The sequence below is a fragment of the Deltaproteobacteria bacterium genome (assembly GCA_020848745.1).
Lineage (GTDB): Bacteria > Desulfobacterota > Binatia > UTPRO1 > UTPRO1 > UTPRO1.
This window is the reverse complement of the sequence record JADLHM010000034.1, coordinates 1-20,535: the sequence shown is the minus strand read 5'-3', so window position 1 is coordinate 20,535 and position 20,535 is coordinate 1. Positions and strand designations below refer to the sequence as shown.

The window sequence follows — 20,535 nt, the reverse complement described above, 5'->3', positions numbered from 1 at the left end:
TAGGCGCCCCCGCGGCACAGAAAGGGAGTCGGTACCGCTGCTTCCTTTCGGACCTGACGGAGTTCGCGACGCTTTCTTGCGCGGGACCTAGCCACCACCTGGAGCGGACGACCGCCGATTGCGGAACGGGGGTCTGCATAGCATGCTCGCTCGCTGACGCGCCAGGGCGGTGGGCGCGCGACGCGCACCCCCTGCGAGGACACGGCGATGCCATTTGACGATCTCGCGGCGATCCTCCTGGTCGGCGGCCGCTCGTCGCGCATGGGCCGGCCGAAGGCGTGGCTCGATCTCGACGGTCGCCCGTTGCTGGCGCACATGGTGGACGGCGTCCGGCGATGGACGGACGAGATCGTCCTGGTCGCGGCGCCCGACCAAGTTCTGCCCGTGCTCGCCATGCCGGCCGCGCCGCGCGTCGTGCGCGACCTCCTGCCGGGCCAGGGGCCCCTTGCCGCCCTCGCGCTCGGCCTCGCCGCGGCGCGCGCGCCGTGGGCACTCGTGCTCGGGTGCGACGCGCCGCTCGTGCGCGGGGCCGTCATCGAGCGGCTCCTCGCGGCGCGCGCCCCGGGGTGCGACGCCGTCGTGCCCGAATGGGACGATCGTCCGCAGCCGCTCGTCGCGCTGTACCGGACGGCGCTCGCGCCGGCGGTCGCCGATCTCGTGGCGGCGGGGGAGCGGCGCGCGCACGTCCTCGCGGGGCGTCCCGGGGCGCGGCGCGTCCCGGCCGCCGTGCTCCGCCCGCTCGATCCGGAGGGGGAGAGCTTTCGCGCCGTGAACACGCCGGAGGAGTTCGCGGCGGCCGCCGCCCGCTGGCGCGCGCGTCGGGACCACGCGGGGTGAGGCGTCCGCGGCGCTCCCGCGCTTGGCGGCGCGCGGGGGACGTTGCTATCGTGGCGCGATGTCCGGGCCGATCATCGCCCGCGAGACGGCGAGCGAGGCGACCACTGCCGCCGAAGTGACGCGTATCGACGCGGGCGGCGGGGCCAGCGCGCTCCGCGACCTGCTCGCCGTCGAGGAGCCGCTCGAGATCCATTTGAACGGCTGGCGCTGGCTCGTGACGATGCGGACGCCGGGGCATGACGCGGACCTCGTGCTCGGGATGCTCGCGAGCGAGGGCGTGATCACGACCGCCGACGAAGTGGAGCAGATCGTCTTCCGGCGTCATCCCGAGGAGCCCGAGCTCGCCAACCTCGTCGACGTTCGCCTCGGGCATGCGGTCGAGGATCTCCGGACGCGCCTCGCCCGCACCCAGACGCTCGTGGCGGCGAGCTGCGGCCTCTGCGGCGCGGGCTCGGTCGCAGCCGTCCTGCACCGGCGCCCGCGGCTCGCCTCCGGCCCGACGGTGGACGCCGCGGTCCTGACCGCGCTCCCCGCGCGTCTCGCCGAGCGCCAGGCCGTCTTTCGCGAGACCGGCGGCCTGCACGCGGCGGCGCTCTGCGGCGCCGACGGCGCGTCCGCGGCGGTCCGCGAGGACGTCGGTCGGCACAACGCGGTCGACAAGGCGCTCGGGTGGCGGCTGCGCGCGACGGACGCGCCGCCGACGCCGATCCTGCTGGTCAGCGGCCGCGCCAGCTTCGAGATCGTGCAGAAGGCGCTCGTCGCCGGCATCCCGATCGTCGCGGCGGTCTCGGCGCCTTCGAGCCTCGCCGTCCGCCTCGCCGAGGAGGCGGGCATGACGCTCGCCGGATTCGTGCGCGACGGCGGCTTCAACGTCTACGCCGGCGCGGAGCGTGTGGCGCGGGCCGGCGCGGCGGCCGGACGCGACCCGAGCGCGCCCGGCGCCGATCCGCTCGACTTCATCGCCCGCGACATGCGGGCGATGCTGGACGCGGTCGGCCACAAGATCTCGCTCGCCGATTGGCGGTCGCTCTCGCGCGCCGAGCGGACCCGCCTGGTGGCGCTCGTGGCCGCGGACGGACGCGAGGAGTTCGCGGCCTATCTCGTCGCGCGCGTGACGGCGCGCACCGGCGCGCCTCCGCGCCGGCTCGGTCCGGCCCCCGAGCGCGCATGAACCTGCCCTTCGGCCTGAACGTCGCGAAGCCACGCCACTTCCGCGACATGGCGCGGGTCGCCTGGCGGAACCGCGACCAGCTGGCGTACGCATGGCGCATCCTGCGGGACGGCGTCTGCGACGGCTGCGCGCTCGGCCCGCGCGGGCTCCGCGACGACGTCATCGACGGCGTCCATCTCTGCCTGACCCGCCTCGAGCTGCTGCGCCTCAACACGATGCCGGCGCTCGATCCGGCGCTGCTCGCCGACGTAGACCGCCTGCGCGCCATGTCGAGCGCCGAGCTCCGCGGGCTCGGTCGCCTCCCCTTCCCGATGCTGCTCGAGCGCGGCGCCCGCGGGTTCCGCCGGCTCACCTGGGACGAGGCCGAGGCACTCGCCGCCGACCGGCTGCGCGCGGCGACGCCCGAGCGGATGGCGTTCTTCACGACCTCGCGCGGGCTCACCAACGAGGTCTACTACGTCGCGCAGAAGGTGGCGCGCGCGCTCGGGACCAACAACGTCGACAACGACGCCCGCCTCTGCCACGCCGCCAGCACGACCGCGATGAAGCGGAGCCTCGGGGTCGCCGCGGCGACCTGCGCGCTGAAGGACTGGATCGGCACCGATCTGCTGATCGTCTGGGGCAGCGACCTCGCCAACAACCAGCCCGTGAGCACGAAGTACATGCACTACGCGAAGGCCGCCGGGACGCGGGTGGCGGTCGTGAATCCCTTCCGCGAGCCCGGGCTCGAGCGGTACTGGGTGCCCTCGGTGGCACGCAGCGCCGTCGTCGGCACGGCGCTGATGGACGAGTTCTTCCCGGTGACCGTCGGCGGCGATCGCGCCTTCGCGAACGGCGTCCTGAAGGCGCTCCTCGCGCGCGACGCCGTCGACCGCGCCTTCGTGGCGGCCCACACGACGGGCTTCGCGGCGCTCGAGCGCGAGATCGCGGCGCAGGACTGGGCGCTCCTCGAGCGCGAGTCGGGACTGCCGCGCGCCGAGATGGAGCGCTTCGCCGCGCTCTACGCGGCCGCGCGCAGCGCGGTCTTCGTGTGGAGCATGGGCGTCACGCAGCACCGCTTCGGGGTCGAGAACGTCACCGCGATCCTGAACCTTGCCCTCGCCCGCGGCATGCTCGGGCGGCCGCACGCGGGCCTCATGCCGATCCGGGGCCACAGCGGCGTGCAGGGCGCGGCGGAGTGCGGGAGCGTGCCGAACGTCCTTCCGGGCGGGGAAGCGCTCGACGATGCGGCCGCCCGCGCGCGGGTGGAGGCCGTCTTCGGGTTCCCGGTGCCGAGCGCTCCGGGGATGATGACGGCGGCGATGCTCGACGCGGCGCACGCCGGACGGCTCGACGTGCTCTATCTCCTCGGCGGCAACTTCCTCGAGACGATGCCCGATCCCGCGTGGTGCGCCGACGCGCTCGCCCGCGTCCCCCTCCGCGTCCATCAGGACATCGTCCTCAACAGCTCGACCTTGGTGGCGGGCGACGCCGTGCTCGTCCTGCCGGCGGCGACGCGCTACGAGCAGCGCGGGGGCGGCACCTCGACGACGACGGAGCGCCGGGTGCGCTTCTCGCCGGAGATCCCGGGGCGCCGCATCGGGGAGGCGCGCTCGGAGTGGGAGATCCTGGCGGCGATCGGACGGCGCGCGCTTCCCGACGGGCGCCGCGCCGCGCTCGCGTTCGCCGACGGCCAGGCGGTGCGCGACGAGATGGAGCGCGCCATGCCGCTCTATCGCGGGATCGGCGGGCTCCGGCGCGCGGGCGACGCGGTTCAGTACGGCGGTCCGCTCCTCTGCCGCGACGGGGTCTGTCCGGACCTTCCCGGAGGCCGAGCCCGCTTCGTTCCGATCCGGCTCGCCCCGACCGCGCGCGCGCCCGGCGAGTTCATCGTCACCACGCGACGCGGCAAGCAGTTCAACTCGATGACCCACGACACGAGCGACGCCTTGACCGGCACGCGCGGTCGCGACGCCGTCTTCATGGCGGCGGTGGACGCGGAGCGCCTCGGGCTCGCCGAAGGCGCCGCGCTCGAGCTGGTGTCCGGGCTCGGCCGCTTCCGCGGCCGCTGCCGCATCGCCCGGGTGGTCCCCGGCACGCTCCAGGTCTATTGGCCCGAAGGCAACGTGCTCATCGAGCGGCGGCTCGATCCGGCGAGCGGGGCGCCCGACTACAACGCCGTGGTGCGCGTCGAGGCGGCGAGGGCGTCGTGACCACGGAGCGCCGCAGACGATCCACGAGCCGCTCCGCCGCCTCTTGCCCGGGCCGCGCGGCTGCTGTCTATCTGGTCGGGAACCACGCCGCCGTCCTGGCGCTCGTCGGCGTCCTCGCTGACCACGCCGCTCCGGTGCTCGCCGAAGGTCAGGCGCGCGGGTACAACGAGGCCCTCCATGGATGATCACGCCACCAAGCGTTGTGCCTACTGCGCGGAGACGATCCGCGCCGGGGCCGTCAAGTGTCGCTACTGCGGCAGTGTCGTGAGCGGCGCGAACGCGCTGACGCGCGCCTGGTACCGCGTGCCCGAGACGAAGATGATCGCGGGCGTCTGCTCCGGACTCGCCGAGCAATTCGGTGTCTCGGTGACGATCATCCGGCTCGCCTTCGTGCTCGGGGTGATCGTCGGCTGGGGCATGGGGCTCGTCCTCTACCTCGCCCTCTGGGTGATCATGCCGCTCCGTCCGAGCGGTCCGGTCGAAGTGACCGCGGCGTATCGCAAGGTCGAATGATGGGATGGTACGCGCAGGTCGTGTTTCCCCGCGTGATGGAATGGGCCCTCGGCACCGAGGCGTGCAGCGCCGAGCGGCGCAGGGTGCTCGCGGAGGCGCGCGGCGAAGTGCTCGAGATCGGCTTCGGCACCGGGCTCAACCTGCCCCACTATCCGCCGAGCGGCGTCACGAGGTTGACGATCGTCGATGCCGCCCAGATCCTGCCGGAACGGGTGCGCGACCGTCTCGCTCGGGTTCCCTTCCCCGTCACGCAAGCCCGGCTCGACGCCGAGCGCCTGCCGTTCGACGACCGCGCGTTCGACACGGTGGTGAGCACGTGGACCCTCTGCAGCATTCCGGACGCGGTGGCGGCGCTGCGCGAGATCCGCCGCGTGCTGCGCCCGGCGGGGACGTTCCTCTTCCTCGAACACGGGTTGAGCGCGCGGCCCCGCGTCGCGCGTCTCCAGCGACTATGGAACCCGGTGCAGAACGTGATCGCGTGCGGCTGCAACGTCGATCGCCGGATCGACGAGGTCGTGGCGGCGAGCGGCCTCGTGGTGACGAGCCTCGAGCGGTTCGAGCTGCCGGGGGAGATTCCCCTCTTCTCTTCCACGTACCGCGGCACCGCGGTCGCGGGGCCTTAGTTCTCCGAAGGGCGCGATGCAGGGTCTCGCTGCCGCCCCCCTTACACGAGTTGCAGCAGCGACCAGGTGAGCCCGGCGATGAACGCCGACGCCGGGATCGTCAGCACCCAGGCCCACACGATCCGCCCCGCGATGCCCCAGCGGATCGCCGAGAGATTCGTGACCGCGCCGACGCCGACGATCGCGCCCGTGATGGTGTGCGTCGTCGACACGGGGATGCCGAGCCCCGTCGCGGCGAAGAGCGTGATCGCGCCGCCGGTCTCCGCGCAGAAGCCGCCGACGGGCTTCAGCTTGGTGATCTTGAGACCCATGGTCCGCACGATCCGCCAGCCTCCCGACAGCGTGCCGGCGGCCATGGCGGCCTGGCAGGCGAGCACCACCCAGAGCGGGACGTGGAAGTCGCCGTGCAGATGGCCGGTCGCGAAGAGCAGCACCGTGATGATGCCCATCGTCTTCTGCGCGTCGTTGCCGCCGTGCCCGAGACTGTAGAGGGCGGCCGAGAGGAGCTGGCCGCGCCGGAACCAGTTGTCGACCCTGGCCGGCGTCGAACGGCGCAGGATCCAGAACAGCGCCGTCATGAAGATGAACGCCAGCACGAGGCCGATCAGCGGGGAGAGCACGATCGAGACGGTCACCTTGGTGAGGCCGGCGGAGTCGAGCGAGCCGGCGCCCGCCTTCGCCACCGCCGCGCCGGCGAGCCCGCCGATCAGCGCATGCGAGGAGCTCGACGGGATCCCGTAGAACCACGTGATCAGGTCCCACGCGATGGCGCCGACGAGCGCGGCGAAGACGACCGAGGCGTCGGCGATCGCCGGATCGATGATGCCCTTGCCGATCGTGTTGGCGACGTGGAGACCGAAGAACAGGAAGGCGATGAAATTGAAGAAGGCCGCCCAGATGACGGCGTAGCGCGGGGACAACACCCGGGTCGAGACGACGGTGGCGATCGAGTTCGCGGCGTCGTGAAACCCGTTCACGAAGTCGAAGATCAGCGCCAACAGGATGATGGCGCTGACGATCAGGAGGTCAGGCATGTTCGAGGACGACGCCCTCGATGATGTTGGCGACGTCCTCGCAGCGGTCCGTGGCGTTCTCGAGCGCCTCGTAGACCTCCTTCCACTTCATGACGAGCAGGGGGTCGGTGGCCTCGCGGAAGAGCGTGGCGACGGCGTTGCGAAGGATCTCGTCGCCTTCGTTCTCGAGGCGGTTCACCTCGATGCACGCATCCAGGATGACCTGCGTCTTCTTGAGGTCGCGCAGGCCGCCGATCGCCTTCACCAGGGTCTCGGTGGCCCGCACCAGGACGTCGGCGAGCTCGCGCACCTCCGGCGTCATCTCGCGGAGCTCGTAGAGCGCGATCCGTTCCGACGCCGACTCGACGAAGTCCATGACGTCGTCCATGCGGGTGATGAGCCGGTGGATGTCGTCCCGGTCGATCGGCGTGATGAAGGTCGTGTGCAGGCGCTCGACGCAGGTGTGCGTGATGACGTCGGTCTCGTGCTCGATCTCCTTGATGCGAGCGGCGAGGGCGCGCAGGTTCTGACCGCCGGACACGAGCTTGACGAACTGCGCGGCGCCCTCGACCGTGAGGGCGGCGTGTCGTTCGAACAGCGAGAAGAAGTCCTCCTCGCGCGGAAGAAGCCGTCGGAGCATCGGGCGCGGCTTGTAACGCCGGGTGCCGCCGAACGCAAGGGCGGACCCGTCCGGGCGCCGGACCGCCCCGGGGCATTGCTACGGTCAAACGGATGTTTTAATCGATCGTTCATGCCCGTGACGGCGTCCCGCGCCACTTCGGATCGCCTCCTCGACGCGGCGGTCGAGCTCTTCGCGCAGCGCGGCTTCCACGGCACGTCGATCCGGGACATCGCCGAGCGCGCGGGTGTGAACGTGGCCGCGAGCCATTACCACTTCGGGTCGAAAGAAGGCCTCTACCTGGCGGTCCTGCGGGCGCAGTTCGCCGAGGTGCGCGCCGAGCTGGCGCGGCGCGGCGCCACCCGTCCGGCGGCGGCCCTCCGCACGGCCTCCCGGCGCGAGCTCGTGCGCCTCTTCGAGGCGCGCGTCACCGCGATGCTCGAGTTCCTGATCGGTCCACCGCCGTCGGCCCATGGCCAGCTCATGCTGCGCGAGATGTGCGATCCGACCGACGCCCTGCCGATCATCGTGGCCGAGTTCGTCGAACCGCAGACGCGGGAGATGGAGCAGCTGGTCGCCCGGCTGATCCCCGGCGCCGGCCGCGAGACGGTCGCCGACATCGCGCTCAGCGTCATCGGGCAGGTGCTCTTCTACCGATTCACGATGCCGGTCGCGTTGCGGCTCCGACAGGAGAGCAAGTATCCGCCCCGTTTCGCGCGCAAGACCGCGCGCCACATCACGGCGTTCTCGCTCCACGCGATCGAGGGCATGGCGGGCGGACGGCGGAGTCGGACGCGTGCGCGCTGAGCCGTGGATCCTGCTGGCGGCCCTCGCGCTCGCCGGTTGTCGGTCGATCGCGACGCTCACGCGCCCCGAGGGCGACGGCGGATGGCCCGCGGCGCGGCGCGCGGCGGAGCTCGAACGACGGGCGGAGGCCGCCGCCGTCACGCTCGCGCCCGACGGCGCGCCGGCCGGCGGCGCGGCCCGACCGGCCCCCATGACGCTCGCGGAGGCATTGCGGCTCGCGGCCGGCGGCAATCGCCGCCTCGCCGAGGCGCGCCAGCAGCTCGCGATCGCGCGCGCCCGGGTGGCGGAGGCCCGCGGACGGCTGTTGCCGAGCACGATCGCGACCGGGCGCTACGCCTTCGCGACGGACGCGCAGGGGACGAGCGTCGAGCTGCCAGCGGGCGCGCTACCCGCGGGAGCGGTGCCGCCGGAGGTGACGATCCGCGACCAGAATCTCGGCACCCTGAATGCTACGGTCACGCTGCCGATCGACCTGAGCGGCGAGATCCGCTGGGCGCTCGCCTCGGCGCAGGCGGGGTATCGCGGCGAGGCGGCGCGCCTGTGGGCGACCACGCTCGAACAGGACGTGGTCGTGATCGGGGCCTACTACAACCTGCTCGAGGCCGAGAAGCTCCGCCAGGTCACGACGCAGACGATCGGGTTGCACCGGGAGCAGCTGTCGCACGCCCGGGAGCGCTTCGACCGCGGGCGGCTCACCAAGAACGAGCTGCTCGTAGTGCAGGTGGGACTGCAGGACGCCGAGCAGGAGCTGCGGCGCCGCGACCTGGCGATCGACGAAGCGCGCTGGGCATTGAACGACGCGATCGGCTTGTCCGTCGACGCGCCGACCGACGTCGCCGACGTGCCTGAACGACCGACGCTGCCGATCGCGGCCGAGGCGCTGCGCACGGCCTACCGCGAGAACCCCGCGCTCCGTGCGCTCGTCGAGGAGCAGCAACGCCTCGAGGCGAGCGCCACGTCCATCGCGCGAAGCCGCCTGCCCCGCTTCTCGGGCGGCGGCGCGATCGACGCGTCGACGACGGAGGTCATCGAGCCCCAGACCCTCGGCACCGGCTTCGTCGGATTCGTCTGGGACCTCGACACCGACACGCGAACGCGGGCGCGCCTCGCCGAGGCGCGTGCCGCGGCCGCGCAGAACCGCGTCCGCGTCGAGCGCGAGCTGCGCCAGCTGGAGCGCGCGGTGCGCGCGACCTGGGGCGCGGCGGCCGAGCGGCTCGCCGCGCTCACCACCGCCGAGGCGGCCGTCGGCCAGGCCGAGGAGAACCTGCGGATTCGCCGCCAGCAGTTCGACGTGGGGCGCGCCACCAGCGACGACGTGCTCGACGCGCAGCGGCTGCTCTCGCTGCAGCGCGCGACGCTCGCGACCGCCCGATATCAAGCCCAGACCCGCCGCGCCGAGCTGCAGGCCTTGATGGGCCAGCCGGTCACCGACCTGCTGGCCGAGGGGAGATGACCCAGTGGATCGACGACGCCTCGTCCTCGTGCTCGTGATCACCGCGGTGGTCCTCGCCACCGGCGCGACGCTCTGGCGGCAACGGAGCGGGCCGGTCCACTACACCGGGTTCGTCGAGGGCGAGGAGCGCATCGTGCGCAGCGAGGTGACCGGGCGCGTGCTGGAGGTCGCGTTCGCGGAGGGCGACGCCGTGCCGGCGAACGCCGTGGTCGCGCGCATCGCCGACGAGGACGTGCAGAGCCGCCTCGCCGCCAAGCGCCAGCAGATCGCCGTGCAGGAGGCGGACATCCGCCGCCAGGAGGAGCAGGTCCGCCTGCTCGAGACCACGTGGAAGACGCAGCTCGACGCGCAAGGAGCGGAGCTCCGTCAGGCCACGGCCGCCGCCACGCTCGCCGCGCGCACCCTCGAGCGCGAGCGGGCGCTCGTGCGGAGCGGCGCCAGCACGGCTCAGATCCTCGACGAGGCGCGCGCGAACCACGACCAGGCCAAGAGCTTCGCCGAACGCGCCCGCGACCTCGTCGCGCGCCAGGAGGCGGAAGAGGGACAGATCGCGGTCGCGCGCCACCAGCTCGAGGTGCTGCGCGCGCAGCGCGAGCTCGCCGCGGCGGAGCTCGCCGAGCTCGAGGTGACCGCGGCGAAGTACGTCATCCGCGCACCCGCCGTCGCGACCACCGTCCAGACGAAGTTCACCTGGCCGGGAGAGCTCGCGCAGCCGGGGAGCGCCGTGCTCGCCGTGCTCGATCCGACGGACAAGTACGTGCAGATCTACGTCCCGGTCGCGGACGTCGCGGAGGTGCGGGTCGGGGACCGCGTCGAGATCGAGCTCGACAGCACGCCGGGACGCCGCGTGCCGGGCGAGGTCGAGTTCCTCGCCGACCAGGCGACCTTCACGCCGGAGAAGATCGAGAGCCGGAGCGACCGCATGGGCCAGGTGTACCGCGCCAAGGTCCGCATCCTCGCCGAGGTGGAGCGTTTCCAGCCGGGGACCGAGGGGAACGTGTACCTCATGGCCCGCCGCGGCGTCCGGGACGAGGCGGCGGCGCGGGCGGACGCTCATCCGTGAGTGGGCGACCCCCGATCGCGATCCGCTGTCGCGGCCTCGTGAAGACGTTCGGGCGGCGCCGCGCCCTCGCCGGGATCGATCTCGAGGTCGCGGAGCCGCGGATGGTCGGCATCATCGGTCCCGACGGGGCCGGCAAGACGACCCTGCTGCGCGCGCTCGTCGGACTGCTCGAGGTCGAGGCCGAGGAAGCGATGGTGCTCGGATACGACCTGACGGGCGACGTCGGCGAGCTGAAGGAGCACGTCGGCTACGTGCCGCAGGCGTTCAGCCTGCACCGCGACCTCTCGGTCATGGAGAATCTGCGGTTCACGGCGCGCCTCCACCGCCTGTCGGAGGCCGAGCTCCGCGCCCGCGCCATGCCGATCCTCGAGCGCACGGGGCTCGCGCCGTTCGTCGACCGCCCCGCCGGCGCGCTCTCCGGCGGCATGAAGCAGAAGCTCGCGATCGCCAACGCCCTCGTGCCCCGCCCGAGCCTGCTCGTCCTCGACGAGCCGACCGCCGGCGTGGACGTGGTCGCGCGCGGCGAGATCCTCGCCCTCCTCGACGGCCGCCGCTACGACACGCTCGTCGTCGTCAGCACGAGCTACCTCGACGAGATGACCGTCTGCGACCGGCTCGTGTACCTCGACCGCGGCCGGGTGGTCGCGACGGGAACGCCCGACGAGCTACGCGCCGGAGTCGGCGTCGCGCTCTACCGCGCCTGGGGCGACGACCCGCACGCGATCGCGCAGGCGGCGCGCGCGATCGCGTGGGTGGCGGAGACCCACGTCAGCGGCGAGCTCACCCGCATCGAGGTGCCGACCGCGACGACGCCGGACACGGCGACGGTGCGGCGCACGCTCGCGGCGCTGCCCGGCGTCCGGCTCGTCGATCAGGTCGCGGTGGACATGGAGGCGACGCTGCTCGCGCTCGCGCGCGCGACGGCCGCGGGGGCGGCGGCGTGAGCGGACCGATCATCCGGGCGACCGGCCTCGTCAAGCGCTTCGGCGACTTCACGGCGGTCGACACGCTCGACTTCGAGGTGGCACCGGGATCGATCTTCGCGTTCCTCGGCGCCAACGGCTCGGGCAAGAGCACGACGATCCGCATGTTGATCGGCCTGCTGACCCCGACGGCCGGCGCCGTCGAAGTCGACGGCATCGACGTCATCCGCCAGCCGCGCCGGGTGCGCGACCACATCGGCTACATGGGACAGAAGGTGAGCCTCTACCAGGGCCTCTCGCTGCGCGAGAACCTCGAGTTCTACGCCGGGCTCTACGGCCTGCAGGGCGCGGAGCTCGAGACGCGCTGGGGCGAGCTGCGCGAGCGCTTCGACCTCGCCGAGGTCGAGCACGAGAAGGCGAGCGAGCTTCCCGCCGGCGTCCGCCAGCGCGCGGGGCTCGCCCTCAGCACGCTGCACCGGCCGCGCGTCCTCTTCCTCGACGAGCCGACCGCGGGCGTCGATCTGCACAATCGCCTCCTCTTCTGGGACCGGATCCGCGCCGAAGCGGCCGCCGGCGTCACCGTGTTCGTCACGACGCACTTCCTCGAGGAGGTCGAGTACTGCGACTGGGCGTGTTTCATCGACGCGGGGCGCCTCATCGCGAACGCCCCTCCGGCGGAGATCCGCCGCCGCTTCTCGGACGGCTATCGGCTGCGGATCGACCTCCCCGCCGCCGCGGCGAGCGCGGCCGCACGGACGCTCGGCGCAACCGGCGCCGAGGTCACGATCGCGAGCGGCGCCGTCGTGCTGCGAGCGCCGACGCTCTCGGCCGCGGTGCTCGACGCCGCCGGGCAGGTGGCCGCCGCCAACGGCGACGCGCCGGTCGTGATCGAGCGCCCCGAGATGACCGATGTCTTCCGGCGTCTCATGCTCGATACCGCGGCGGCACCGGAGGCGCCGCTCGTGGCGGAGCCCGTGGAAACGGCGAGCCGGAGCACACCGTCGCAGATCCGCCTCACCGAAGCGTCGAACGCGCTCCGCGCGCGCGCCCGCCGCTTGCGCGCCCTCCTCGTGCGCGAGTCGCGCGCGACGCTGCGGGATCCCTTCACCGTGACGATCCTGATCGCGGTGCCGCTCGCAGCCCTCCTGGCGTTCGGCCTGACCTTGTCCACGGAGGTCCGGGATCTGCCGCTCGGGCTCCTCGACGCGAGCGAGACGGCGTCGAGCCGCCGCCTCGCCGCCGACCTCGCCGCGAACGGTACGTTCGCGATTCGCCCGTACGCCACCCGCGAAGCGATCGACCGCGCGCTCGTGAGCGGCCCGATCAGCATCGCCGTCGTCGTGCCGCCCGACTTCGAGCGCCGCCTCGCGGCGGCGCGCCCGGACGCCGAAGCGCCGTCGCTGCACGTGCTGTACGACGGCGGGGAGACTGTCGTGGCCGGCAACGCCGAGGCGTTCTTCCGCGGCATCGCCAACGCCACCGGCGTCGCCCTGCGCGAGCGCCGTGGGCCGCCACCCGCCGGGACCGCGGGCGCGGGCGAGCGGAGCCCGGGCGTGCGCGTCGTCACCCGCGCGCTGTTCAACCCGACCCTCGACGGCACGCCCTTCATGGTGGCGGGCACCTATGGATTCGTGCTGACGTTCCTCACGACGCTCATCACCGCCGTGTCGGTCGTGAACGAGCGGGTCGGCGGCACCTTCGAACAGCTGCAGGTGACGCCGGCGAGCGCCTCCGAGATCGTGCTCGGCAAGATCCTGCCGCTCGGGGCCGTCTTCGCCGCCGATGTCGTGCTGATGGTCGTGACCGCCGGACTCGTGCTCGGGGTGTGGCCCGCCGGTAGTCCCGTGTTCTTCGTGCTCGCGACCGCCGGGTACATGCTCGTGTCGCTCTCGACGGGCGTCATCCTGTCGGCGACGTCGGGCACCCCAGCCGAGGCCGTGCAGAAGACCGTGCTCTTCAGCATCCCGCTCATCTTCCTCGGCGGCTTCGTCTTCCCGATCCGCAACATGCCCATCGGCTTCCAGTGGCTCTCGGAGGTGATCCCGGCCACGCACTACATCCGCATCGCGCGCGCCATCTACCTGCGGGCGGCGGGACCGGTCGAGCTCGCGAGCGAGCTCCTGCTCGTGGGCGTCTTCGGGGCGGTTCTCATCGCCGTCGCGTTTCGCGCGGTCGGAGCGCGCGCATGAGGCGCGTCTGGTCCAACCTGCTCGCGGTCGCTTACAAGGAGGCGATGGTGATCCGCCACGATCGGCCGCTCCTCGCGACCATGATCGTGCAGCCGATCAGCTTCCTCGTGATTCTCGGCATCGCCGTCTCGTTCACGCCCCGCAACGTGCCCTGGATCGTGCTCGACCGCAGCGCCACGACGGCCTCGCGGCGCCTCGTGCAGGAGATCGAGGCGAGCGGGTACGTCCTGCCCGCCGCCCCGGTGACGAGCTACGACGACGGCGTGGCCCGCCTCCACGAGGGGAGCGCCGTCGCGTTCCTGGTGATCGACCGCGACTTCGCGCGCGCCGCCGAGCGCGGCCAACCGACGGTCCAGGTGTTGCTCGACGGGGCCGATCCGCTCACCGCGGCGCGCATCGGCGGCGTTTTTGCCGAGATCGCCGCCGCCCACGACCCGGGCGGCGCGGCGCGCCGACCGCGTCCCGACGCGCAGCTCGCCAAGGCGGGGCCCCTCGACGTCCGTCAGCGCTTCTGGTTCAACCCGACCCTCGACGACAGCAGCTTCTTCCTCTCGGCGCTCGCCGCGATGCTCCTCACGCAGCTCTGTCTTTCGGCCACCGCGCTCGCGCTGGTCGGGGAGCGGGAGAACGGCACCTACGAACAGATGCTCTCGTTGCCGACGAGCGCCGTCGAGATCGTGCTCGGAAAGCTGCTGCCCTACGCGGTGCTCTGCTACGTCCAGGTGCTGATCGCGCTCGTGCCGGCGGGGCTGCTGCTGGGCTTCTGGCCGCGTGGCAGCATCGTGCTGCTCTTCGTGGTGACGCTGCCCTTCGTTCTCGCGTCGCTCGGCGTGGGCACCTTCGTCTCGTCGCTCGCGACGACCTCGGCGCAGGCCGTCTTCCTGTCCGTCTTCTTCATCATGCCGTCCTTCGTCCTCTCCGGCGTGATGACGCCCTACCAGCTGATGCCCGACACCGTGCGCAACCTCGGCGGCATCCTGCCGCTGCGCTGGTACCAGATCGCGAGCCGCCGCATCATCGAACGCGGCGCGGGGATCGCGGACGTCGCGGCGCCGACGCTCGTGCTGTGCGCGATGTTCGCGGCGATCCTGGGGCTGTTGAAGTGGCGGATGAAGCCGCGGCTCGACTGACGTCAGTCCGTCCGCACGCGCAGGCCCGCCGGCAGCGACTCGTCGAACAAGCGCCCCGTCTCCGCGCGGTCGAGCGGCACCGCCTCGTGCAGCAGCACCTGGCTCCGCCCGCCGCCGGGGAGCGCCGCCAGGCGCTCGGCGAGACGATCGCGCAGCGGCGCGTCGAGATCGCGCTCGCGGTCGTCGACGACGCGCGCGATCTGGACGAGCGCGAAGGTGAGGAGTCCCGGCTCGATCCAGGTGGGGAGCGCCAGGATGCGCTCGACCCAGCGCGCGACGTCGGCGGCGGATACGACCGTATTCAATGGCCCGTAGAGAGGCTCGCGTGTCCCGAGGCGGGCGAGCGCCCAGAGCTGTTGCGGCGCCGCTTTGCCGCGCACGACGTCGTCGACGACGACGTCGCCGAGCTCCGCCTTGAGCCGCGCGTCGATCCGCTCGCACGCGCCGATCGCCTGCCACATCTCGCGGATCTCCTGGGTGCCGGGGCGCGCGCTGCCGCCGACCTTCACCTTCGCCTTCTTCGCGAGCCGCGGCAGGAGCCAGGGGGCGACCTCGCCGTGAAGGCGAAGCTGCGGGCCGCGCTCCAGCCCCCCCGCGACCCGCTTCCAGAGGTTCCACCACTCGGCGCGGTTCTGGACCGCCCTCGGGTACGAGAGTCCGGCGGCGAGCGGCCCGCCGAGCTGTTTCACGCGCCAAGGGTCCATGTCGTGTCCGAACCCCGGCCGCAGGAGGAAGCCGCACAGGTTCAGCCAGCGGGCTTCGTGGGCGGCGGTGTCCGCTCGGCGCGGGGCCCCCGCCCACAGCGCGTCCCAGAGCGCGCGCAGCAGCGCGAGCGGCCAGGCGTCCTTGCCGGCGCCGAGCGCGGCCTCGAGCGCGCGCGGCAACCCCGCCGGATCGACGCCTGCGGTCTTCACCGAGGCGTCCCGGGGCGGGAACACGGCGGCGATCGCGGCGATCGCGGCCTCGCGCTGCTCGACGCCGATGGCGAGCTCGGCGCCGGCCGGCGCGGCCGCGGACTCGTCCCGCGCCAGGAGCGACGCCTCGCGCAGCTGGAACTCGAGACGCCAGCGGTGCGCGCTTTCCTTGGCCGCGCACCAGAGCTCGAGGGTGCCGAGCGCGGTGCGCTTCGCCTCGACGTGCACGGGGAGCGTGCGCGCCGCGAGCTTGCGTCCATGGCGGAGCACCGTGCGGATGGGCGGCAGGCTCGCGAGATCGGCGCGCGGTGCAAGGACGATCGCGCCCGGGGACTCGCCGCTCCGGCTCGTCGAGGTGTAGAGCCGGAAGCTCACCGGTTGATTCGCGAGCACCTCGAACTCGGGCTCGGTGACGGCGACCACCGCGTCCTCCTCGACGCCGCGCGGCACGAGGCACAGCAGACGCTCCCGCGCCGCGTCGTCGGTCGCCGGTCCGAGCCCGAGATAGCACGCGCGCGCGGCGCCGCCGCCGACGCGCACGCCGTCGCCGCGCGCGGCGAGCCCGTAGTACGCGGCGCCGCGCGCGACCGCGTCATCGAGCCCGACCGAGGGGAGCTCGACCGGCGCGGCCCCCCCGGCCCACGCCGCCAGGATCTCGACGAGTCGCGCGCGCAGCACCACGGGGGTGAACACGCCGCCGTTGAAGAGCACGGCGTCGCGCGCGCCGATCGTCGTGTCGTGGCGGGCGAGGAACGCGGCCAGGTGGCGCGGAATCTCGGACTCGCTCGCGAACGGAAGCCCCCACTCGCGGAGACCCGCGCCCCCGGTCGCGCGCGGCCGCGCCCGCGCGTCGACCAACGGGAAGAAGCCGTCGCGCACGAGCGTCTCGACCTCGGCGCGCGTCACCTCGGCGGCCACGGTGCCGGCGATGACGCCGCGTCCACGTCCGGGCACCTGCACGGTGAGCGCGTCGGCCTCGCCCGCGAGCAGGCGCTCCTTGGCGACGCGGCACTGCATGACGAGCGTCTGCCAGCGCACGCTGTCGAGCTTCCCGGCTTCGGCGGCGATCCGCTCCTCGATACGGCGCGCGAGCGCGATGTCCATGTTGTCGCCGCCGAGGAGCAGGTGCTCGCCGACGGCGACGCGCTCGAGCCGGAGGCGGTCGCCGCCCGCGCGGCTCGCGATCAGGGAAAAATCGGTCGTGCCGCCGCCGACGTCGACGACGAGGATCGTTCGCTCGCCGCCGAGCGCGGCCTCCCAGCGGCGCTCGTGGGCGGCGAGCCAGGCGTAGAACGCCGCCTGCGGCTCCTCGAGGAGCGTGAGGTCGGGCAGGCCGGCCTCGCGCGCGGCGGCAACGGTGAGCTCCCGCGCCACCTCGTCGAAGGACGCCGGCACGGTCAGTACGAGCTGCTGCGCTGCGAGCGGCGCGTCCGGATGGCGATGGTCCCAGAGGGCGCGGAGGTGGGCGAGGTAGCGTCCCGAGGCCGCCACCGGCGAGAGACGCGGCACGCCGTCGGGGGCGCCCCACGGCAGGATCGCGGCGCCGCGATCGACGCCGCCGTGCGCGAGCCACGACTTCGCCGAGGTCACGAGGCGGCCCGGCACGCGCGCTCCCTGGACGCGCGCCAGCTCGCCGACGACCTCGCGCCGGTCCTCCGCCCAGGGAAGCGCGAGGGCGCCGGGTGGTACGTCGTGGTCGCCCGCGAGGTAGAGAGCGGATGGCAGCGTCGGCAGGTCGGCGAGGCGCCCCTCGCTCACGAGCTGCGTGACCGGCAGGGTCTCGATCGCGCGCCGCGCCGCGCGGGTGTCGACGAACGCGAGCGCCGAGTTGGTCGTCCCGAGGTCGATACCGACGACGAAACGCGCGGCCTTCGGGTCAGCGGTCATCGATCACTGGTGACGAACGCCGAATTCGAGCTTCCAGCGGCGCGCGTCACGGGCGACGCACCAGAGCTCGAGGGTGCCGATCTCGGTGAGATGGACGCGCAGGCGCACCGGCACGAGGGCGCCGTCGTGGTCGGGCCACGCGAGGGTCGTGACCAGCGGCGCCAGCTCCGCGACCTCGTCGCCCCACAGCTCGAGCACCGTCCCGAGACGGTCCTCCTCGCGGCTGCTCGAACCCAGCATGCGGAACTCGGCCGCCTCGCCGACGACGAGACCGAACTCCTGCCCGGGCAGCTCCAGCTCCGTCCCCTCTTCCGTCCCCTGCGGCACGAGGCACACGGCCTTGAGCGGCGGCGGCATGCCGGGGACGGCCGGCATCGCCGTCTCGACGCCGATGTAGTAGGCGCGCGCCGCGCCGCCGCGGATCCGGACCCCGCGCCCCCGGCGCGCGAGCCCGTGATACGCGGCCCCGCGCGCGACCGCCTGGTCGAGGTGGATGCCGGCGAGCTCGCGCAGCGCCGCGCCGCACCAGCCGCGCAGCACGGTCAGCATCCGCTCACGGAGCGCGGCCGCCTTCATGACGCCGCCGTTGAAGAGGACCGCGGTCGGCGTGCCGGCCTCGCGGTGGCGCGCGAGGAACTCCGCGAGGTGCGCGGTGAGACGCGGATCCGAGGCGTACGGGAGGCCCATCTCGGTGAGACCGGCGCGGCGGTCGCGTTGCGGACGCACGCCGGCGTCCACGATCGGAAAGAACCCGTCGATCAGGATGCGCGCGGCGTCGGCGCGCGTGAGCTCGGCCTTGAGCGCGCCGCCGATCACCTTGCGCGAGCGCCCGAGCACGGGAACCGGCACGGCGTCGGGGGCCCCGGCGGCGAGGAGCGCCTCCTTCGCGCCGCGCGTCGCGTGTACGAGAGCGCGGGTCTGCCAGGCGTCGAGCGGAGCGCTGCCGGCCGCGAGCGCCGAGCGCAGGTGATACGCGAGCGCCAGGTCCATGTTGTCGCCGCCGAGAAGGATGTGGTCGCCGACGGCGACGCGCCGCAGGGCGAGCGCGCCGTCGTCCTCCTCCGCCGCGATCAGGCTGAAGTCGGTCGTGCCGCCGCCGACGTCGCAGACGAGCACGAGGTCGCCAGGGCGGAGCATCTGGCGCCAGGCATCGCCGTTCGCCTCGATCCAGGCGTAGCAGGCGGCCTGCGGCTCCTCGAGGAGCGTCACCTGGCCGAGACCCGCGTCCTTCGCGGCCTGCACCGTGAGCTCGCGGGCGGCTGCGTCGAACGACGCGGGCACCGTGAGCAACACGTCCTGCGCCTCGAGCTTGCCGCCCTTCTCGCCGCCATGCGCGGCGTTCCACGCTTCGCGCAGGTGGGCGAGATACGCGGTGGTGGCGGCGAGCGGCGACACGCGCCGCGCGCCCTCCTCGGCCCCCCACGGCAGGATCGGCGCCTTCCGATCGACGCTCGCGTTGCAGAGCCAGGACTTGGCCGACGACACGAGCCGTCCGGGTACGTCGGCGCCGCGGGCCCGCGCCAGAACGCCGACCGCGACGTCGCGGCCGGCAGCCCACGGAAGGTCGAGCGCTCCGACCTCGTCGGCGCCCGCGAGGTAGAGGAACGACGGCAGGAGGTCCTGCGCCTCGACCTGCTTCGGCGCCACCACCTGCGGGATCCCCATCACGGCGATGGTTGGCGGCTCGGCGCGCGTGTCCGCCGCGGCGAGGACGCAGTTCGTGGTGCCGAGATCGATGCCGACGACCCAGCGCGGTGGAGCGGAAGCCTCGCGCGTCACGGAGCTAGTGTCCTGGATTCGTGATTCGTCACATAATTCTGCGGGTCTTTTCGGCCCTGCCCGCGCCGGTCCTCCTCGAAATAGTCCAAGCTATTCCTTCGTCGTCCCGGCTTGGCAGGACCGAAAATCCCTCGCAGCCTTCTGCAACGAATCACGAATCCAGGACACTAGAGAATCTCGACTTCGGCCGGCGCGAGGATCGTGTGATCGCGCTCGCCCGTCGTCTCCGGCATGCGAAAGGCCGCCGAGCGCCAGCCCGGATGACGGAGCACGCCCTGATAGGGAGGCTCCCCGCGTACGTTGCCGGTGACGCGCACCGCGGCGGGATCGAAGCCGCGCTCGACGGTGACCGTCGCGCCCTCCGCCCCCGGCAGGATCGGCGCGAGATCGAGCCGGTCCTGCAAGACCGCGCGGCACCCGCCGTGGATGGCGCGCACCGCCGAGCCGATCTGGGCGTCGGAATACGGCGCCAGGTCCTCCTCGAGGAAGTCGACGAGCCGCCCCTCTTGCTGGAGGAGTGCGAGCATGCGGAGCGCGGCCTCGCCGCGGTCGGGCGGCGGCGCGGCGGGCCTCGCTTCCCCGGCGGCCGGGCGCGCCGCCGCCGCCGCGCCGCTGCCGAGGAGCGCCGTCAGGAGCGCGGCGAGCAACGGCGCCGCCACGATCGTTCCGGTCGCGACCGGCGCCGCCTGGAACGCTCCGGGCAACCCGCTGCTCGCGGGTCCGAGCACCTGGGTGAGCGCGTACGCGGCGGCCCCGGCGAGCCCGCTGCCGGCGAGCAGGGCCCCGCTCCAGCGCAGCGCCGGCGAAGGCGAGCGTTCGGTCGTCATCGTGCATCCTCCATGGACGTCGAGAGTGGTCTACGCGGCTGCTCGAAGGCCCGCGGGTGCGGGCGAGCGGCGTCGCGCACCCTAGCCCGGCGGGCGCACATGGTCCAGGCACGAGCGTGCTGGTAGAAGCCGTCGGATGACGACGGCGTGGTTTGCGCTCGTGCTCGCGGGCTTGCTCGAGGTGCTGTGGGCCTTCGCGATGAAGCGATCCGACGGCTTCACGCGGCCGGTCGCCTCGGCGCTGACCCTGTTCGCGATGATCGTGAGCTTCGCGCTGCTCTCGCTCGCGATGCGCAGCCTGCCACTCGGCACGGCGTACACGGTGTGGACCGGGATCGGCGCGGTCGGCGCGTTCCTGGTCGGGGTCGCCGTCCTCGGCGAGCCGGTGACTCCCCTGCGCGTCACCGGCGCGGCGCTGATCGTCGGAGGGCTCGTCGCCCTGAAGCTCGCCTGAGAGGCTGTAAAAAAATCCCCTCCCGTCGCCGGGCTTCAGAGCGCCGTCGCATCGCGGCGTCGCACGTCCTCGGAATACCTTCCAGGTATTCCTGCGGGTTGCTCCTTGCGCTGCTCGGCGCTCTTCGCCCGGCTCGGTCCG

18 protein-coding genes and 1 other RNA gene are annotated in these 20,535 nt (G+C 73.2%); 13 read left to right on the top strand and 6 right to left on the bottom strand.

Features of this window, described 5'->3' with window-relative positions; translation table 11 throughout:
• Positions 1–93: signal recognition particle sRNA small type (gene ffs / locus IT293_04845), an RNA gene on the bottom strand.
• Positions 94–207: 114 nt separating this feature from the next.
• Between ffs and IT293_04840 the strand changes: the two genes are divergently transcribed.
• The 6 genes from IT293_04840 to IT293_04815 are packed head-to-tail and all read left to right on the top strand — an operon-like array spanning position 208 to position 5,336.
• Positions 208–837 (top strand): molybdenum cofactor guanylyltransferase, encoded by a 630-nt coding sequence (locus tag IT293_04840; protein ID MCC6763973.1) that lies wholly within the window; start codon positions 208–210, stop codon positions 835–837.
• A 58-nt stretch (positions 838–895) separates the two neighbouring features.
• Positions 896–2,008, top strand: a complete 1,113-nt coding sequence (gene fdhD / locus IT293_04835) for a formate dehydrogenase accessory sulfurtransferase FdhD (protein MCC6763972.1) — start codon at positions 896–898, stop codon at positions 2,006–2,008.
• A complete protein-coding gene (locus IT293_04830) occupies positions 2,005–4,200 on the top strand; it encodes an FdhF/YdeP family oxidoreductase (GenBank protein ID MCC6763971.1) in 2,196 nt (731 codons plus the stop codon). Before fdhD ends, IT293_04830 begins: the two co-directional genes overlap by 4 nt.
• Entirely contained in the window at positions 4,197–4,385 is a 189-nt protein-coding gene (locus IT293_04825; GenBank protein ID MCC6763970.1) for a hypothetical protein, read from the top strand. Before IT293_04830 ends, IT293_04825 begins: the two co-directional genes overlap by 4 nt.
• Positions 4,378–4,713 (top strand): PspC domain-containing protein, encoded by a 336-nt coding sequence (locus tag IT293_04820; GenBank protein ID MCC6763969.1) that lies wholly within the window; start codon positions 4,378–4,380, stop codon positions 4,711–4,713. The genes IT293_04825 and IT293_04820 overlap by 8 nt, the downstream gene beginning before the upstream one ends.
• Positions 4,710–5,336: a class I SAM-dependent methyltransferase gene (locus IT293_04815; GenBank protein ID MCC6763968.1), complete on the top strand. Its 627-nt coding sequence runs from the start codon at positions 4,710–4,712 to the stop codon at positions 5,334–5,336. Before IT293_04820 ends, IT293_04815 begins: the two co-directional genes overlap by 4 nt.
• A gap of 41 nt (positions 5,337–5,377) precedes the next feature.
• On the opposite strand, the gene IT293_04810 is transcribed toward IT293_04815, so the two are convergent.
• Positions 5,378–6,370 (bottom strand): inorganic phosphate transporter, encoded by a 993-nt coding sequence (locus tag IT293_04810; protein ID MCC6763967.1) that lies wholly within the window; start codon positions 6,368–6,370, stop codon positions 5,378–5,380.
• Positions 6,363–6,989: a DUF47 domain-containing protein gene (locus IT293_04805; GenBank protein ID MCC6763966.1), complete on the bottom strand. Its 627-nt coding sequence runs from the start codon at positions 6,987–6,989 to the stop codon at positions 6,363–6,365. The genes IT293_04810 and IT293_04805 overlap by 8 nt, the downstream gene beginning before the upstream one ends.
• Before the next feature lie 117 nt (positions 6,990–7,106).
• On the opposite strand from IT293_04805, the gene IT293_04800 reads away from it, so the two are divergent.
• The 6 genes from IT293_04800 to IT293_04775 are packed head-to-tail and all read left to right on the top strand — an operon-like array spanning position 7,107 to position 14,533.
• On the top strand, positions 7,107–7,775 hold the full coding sequence (locus IT293_04800; protein MCC6763965.1) for a CerR family C-terminal domain-containing protein: 669 nt from the start codon (positions 7,107–7,109) through the stop codon (positions 7,773–7,775).
• Positions 7,765–9,228 (top strand): TolC family protein, encoded by a 1,464-nt coding sequence (locus tag IT293_04795; protein MCC6763964.1) that lies wholly within the window; start codon positions 7,765–7,767, stop codon positions 9,226–9,228. The genes IT293_04800 and IT293_04795 overlap by 11 nt, the downstream gene beginning before the upstream one ends.
• Before the next feature lie 4 nt (positions 9,229–9,232).
• The gene (locus IT293_04790; GenBank protein ID MCC6763963.1) at positions 9,233–10,291 is read left to right on the top strand and encodes an HlyD family efflux transporter periplasmic adaptor subunit; all 1,059 of its coding nucleotides are present in this window, start codon (positions 9,233–9,235) and stop codon (positions 10,289–10,291) included.
• Complete coding sequence (locus IT293_04785; protein MCC6763962.1) at positions 10,288–11,235, top strand: ABC transporter ATP-binding protein; 948 nt, start codon at positions 10,288–10,290, stop codon at positions 11,233–11,235. The genes IT293_04790 and IT293_04785 overlap by 4 nt, the downstream gene beginning before the upstream one ends.
• Positions 11,232–13,403 (top strand): ABC transporter ATP-binding protein/permease, encoded by a 2,172-nt coding sequence (locus tag IT293_04780; GenBank protein MCC6763961.1) that lies wholly within the window; start codon positions 11,232–11,234, stop codon positions 13,401–13,403. Before IT293_04785 ends, IT293_04780 begins: the two co-directional genes overlap by 4 nt.
• Complete coding sequence (locus IT293_04775; GenBank protein MCC6763960.1) at positions 13,400–14,533, top strand: ABC transporter permease; 1,134 nt, start codon at positions 13,400–13,402, stop codon at positions 14,531–14,533. The genes IT293_04780 and IT293_04775 overlap by 4 nt, the downstream gene beginning before the upstream one ends.
• A gap of 2 nt (positions 14,534–14,535) precedes the next feature.
• Here IT293_04775 and IT293_04770 read toward each other — a convergent pair whose 3' ends face one another.
• From IT293_04770 to IT293_04760, 3 genes are all read right to left on the bottom strand, one after another.
• Positions 14,536–17,334, bottom strand: coding sequence for an Hsp70 family protein (locus IT293_04770; GenBank protein MCC6763959.1), 2,799 nt, complete (start codon positions 17,332–17,334; stop codon positions 14,536–14,538).
• Between the two features lie 3 nt (positions 17,335–17,337).
• Positions 17,338–18,999: an Hsp70 family protein gene (locus tag IT293_04765; protein ID MCC6763958.1), complete on the bottom strand. Its 1,662-nt coding sequence runs from the start codon at positions 18,997–18,999 to the stop codon at positions 17,338–17,340.
• 281 nt (positions 19,000–19,280) lie between these two features.
• A complete protein-coding gene (locus tag IT293_04760) occupies positions 19,281–19,940 on the bottom strand; it encodes a DUF2760 domain-containing protein (GenBank protein MCC6763957.1) in 660 nt (219 codons plus the stop codon).
• 136 nt (positions 19,941–20,076) lie between these two features.
• On the opposite strand from IT293_04760, the gene IT293_04755 reads away from it, so the two are divergent.
• Positions 20,077–20,394, top strand: a complete 318-nt coding sequence (locus tag IT293_04755; GenBank protein ID MCC6763956.1) for a multidrug efflux SMR transporter — start codon at positions 20,077–20,079, stop codon at positions 20,392–20,394.
• The last annotated feature ends 141 nt before the right edge of the window (positions 20,395–20,535 follow it).

Coding starts and splice junctions, on each gene's coding strand:
- IT293_04840 (MCC6763973.1), top strand. CDS start 208: ATGCCATTTGACGATCTCGCGGCGATCCTCCTGGTCGGCGGCCGCTCG.
- fdhD (MCC6763972.1), top strand. CDS start 896: ATGTCCGGGCCGATCATCGCCCGCGAGACGGCGAGCGAGGCGACCACT.
- IT293_04830 (MCC6763971.1), top strand. CDS start 2,005: ATGAACCTGCCCTTCGGCCTGAACGTCGCGAAGCCACGCCACTTCCGC.
- IT293_04820 (MCC6763969.1), top strand. CDS start 4,378: ATGGATGATCACGCCACCAAGCGTTGTGCCTACTGCGCGGAGACGATC.
- IT293_04815 (MCC6763968.1), top strand. CDS start 4,710: ATGATGGGATGGTACGCGCAGGTCGTGTTTCCCCGCGTGATGGAATGG.
- IT293_04810 (MCC6763967.1), bottom strand. CDS start 6,370: ATGCCTGACCTCCTGATCGTCAGCGCCATCATCCTGTTGGCGCTGATC.
- IT293_04805 (MCC6763966.1), bottom strand. CDS start 6,989: ATGCTCCGACGGCTTCTTCCGCGCGAGGAGGACTTCTTCTCGCTGTTC.
- IT293_04775 (MCC6763960.1), top strand. CDS start 13,400: ATGAGGCGCGTCTGGTCCAACCTGCTCGCGGTCGCTTACAAGGAGGCG.
- IT293_04770 (MCC6763959.1), bottom strand. CDS start 17,334: ATGACCGCTGACCCGAAGGCCGCGCGTTTCGTCGTCGGTATCGACCTC.
- IT293_04765 (MCC6763958.1), bottom strand. CDS start 18,999: ATGGGGATCCCGCAGGTGGTGGCGCCGAAGCAGGTCGAGGCGCAGGAC.
- IT293_04760 (MCC6763957.1), bottom strand. CDS start 19,940: ATGACGACCGAACGCTCGCCTTCGCCGGCGCTGCGCTGGAGCGGGGCC.
- IT293_04755 (MCC6763956.1), top strand. CDS start 20,077: ATGACGACGGCGTGGTTTGCGCTCGTGCTCGCGGGCTTGCTCGAGGTG.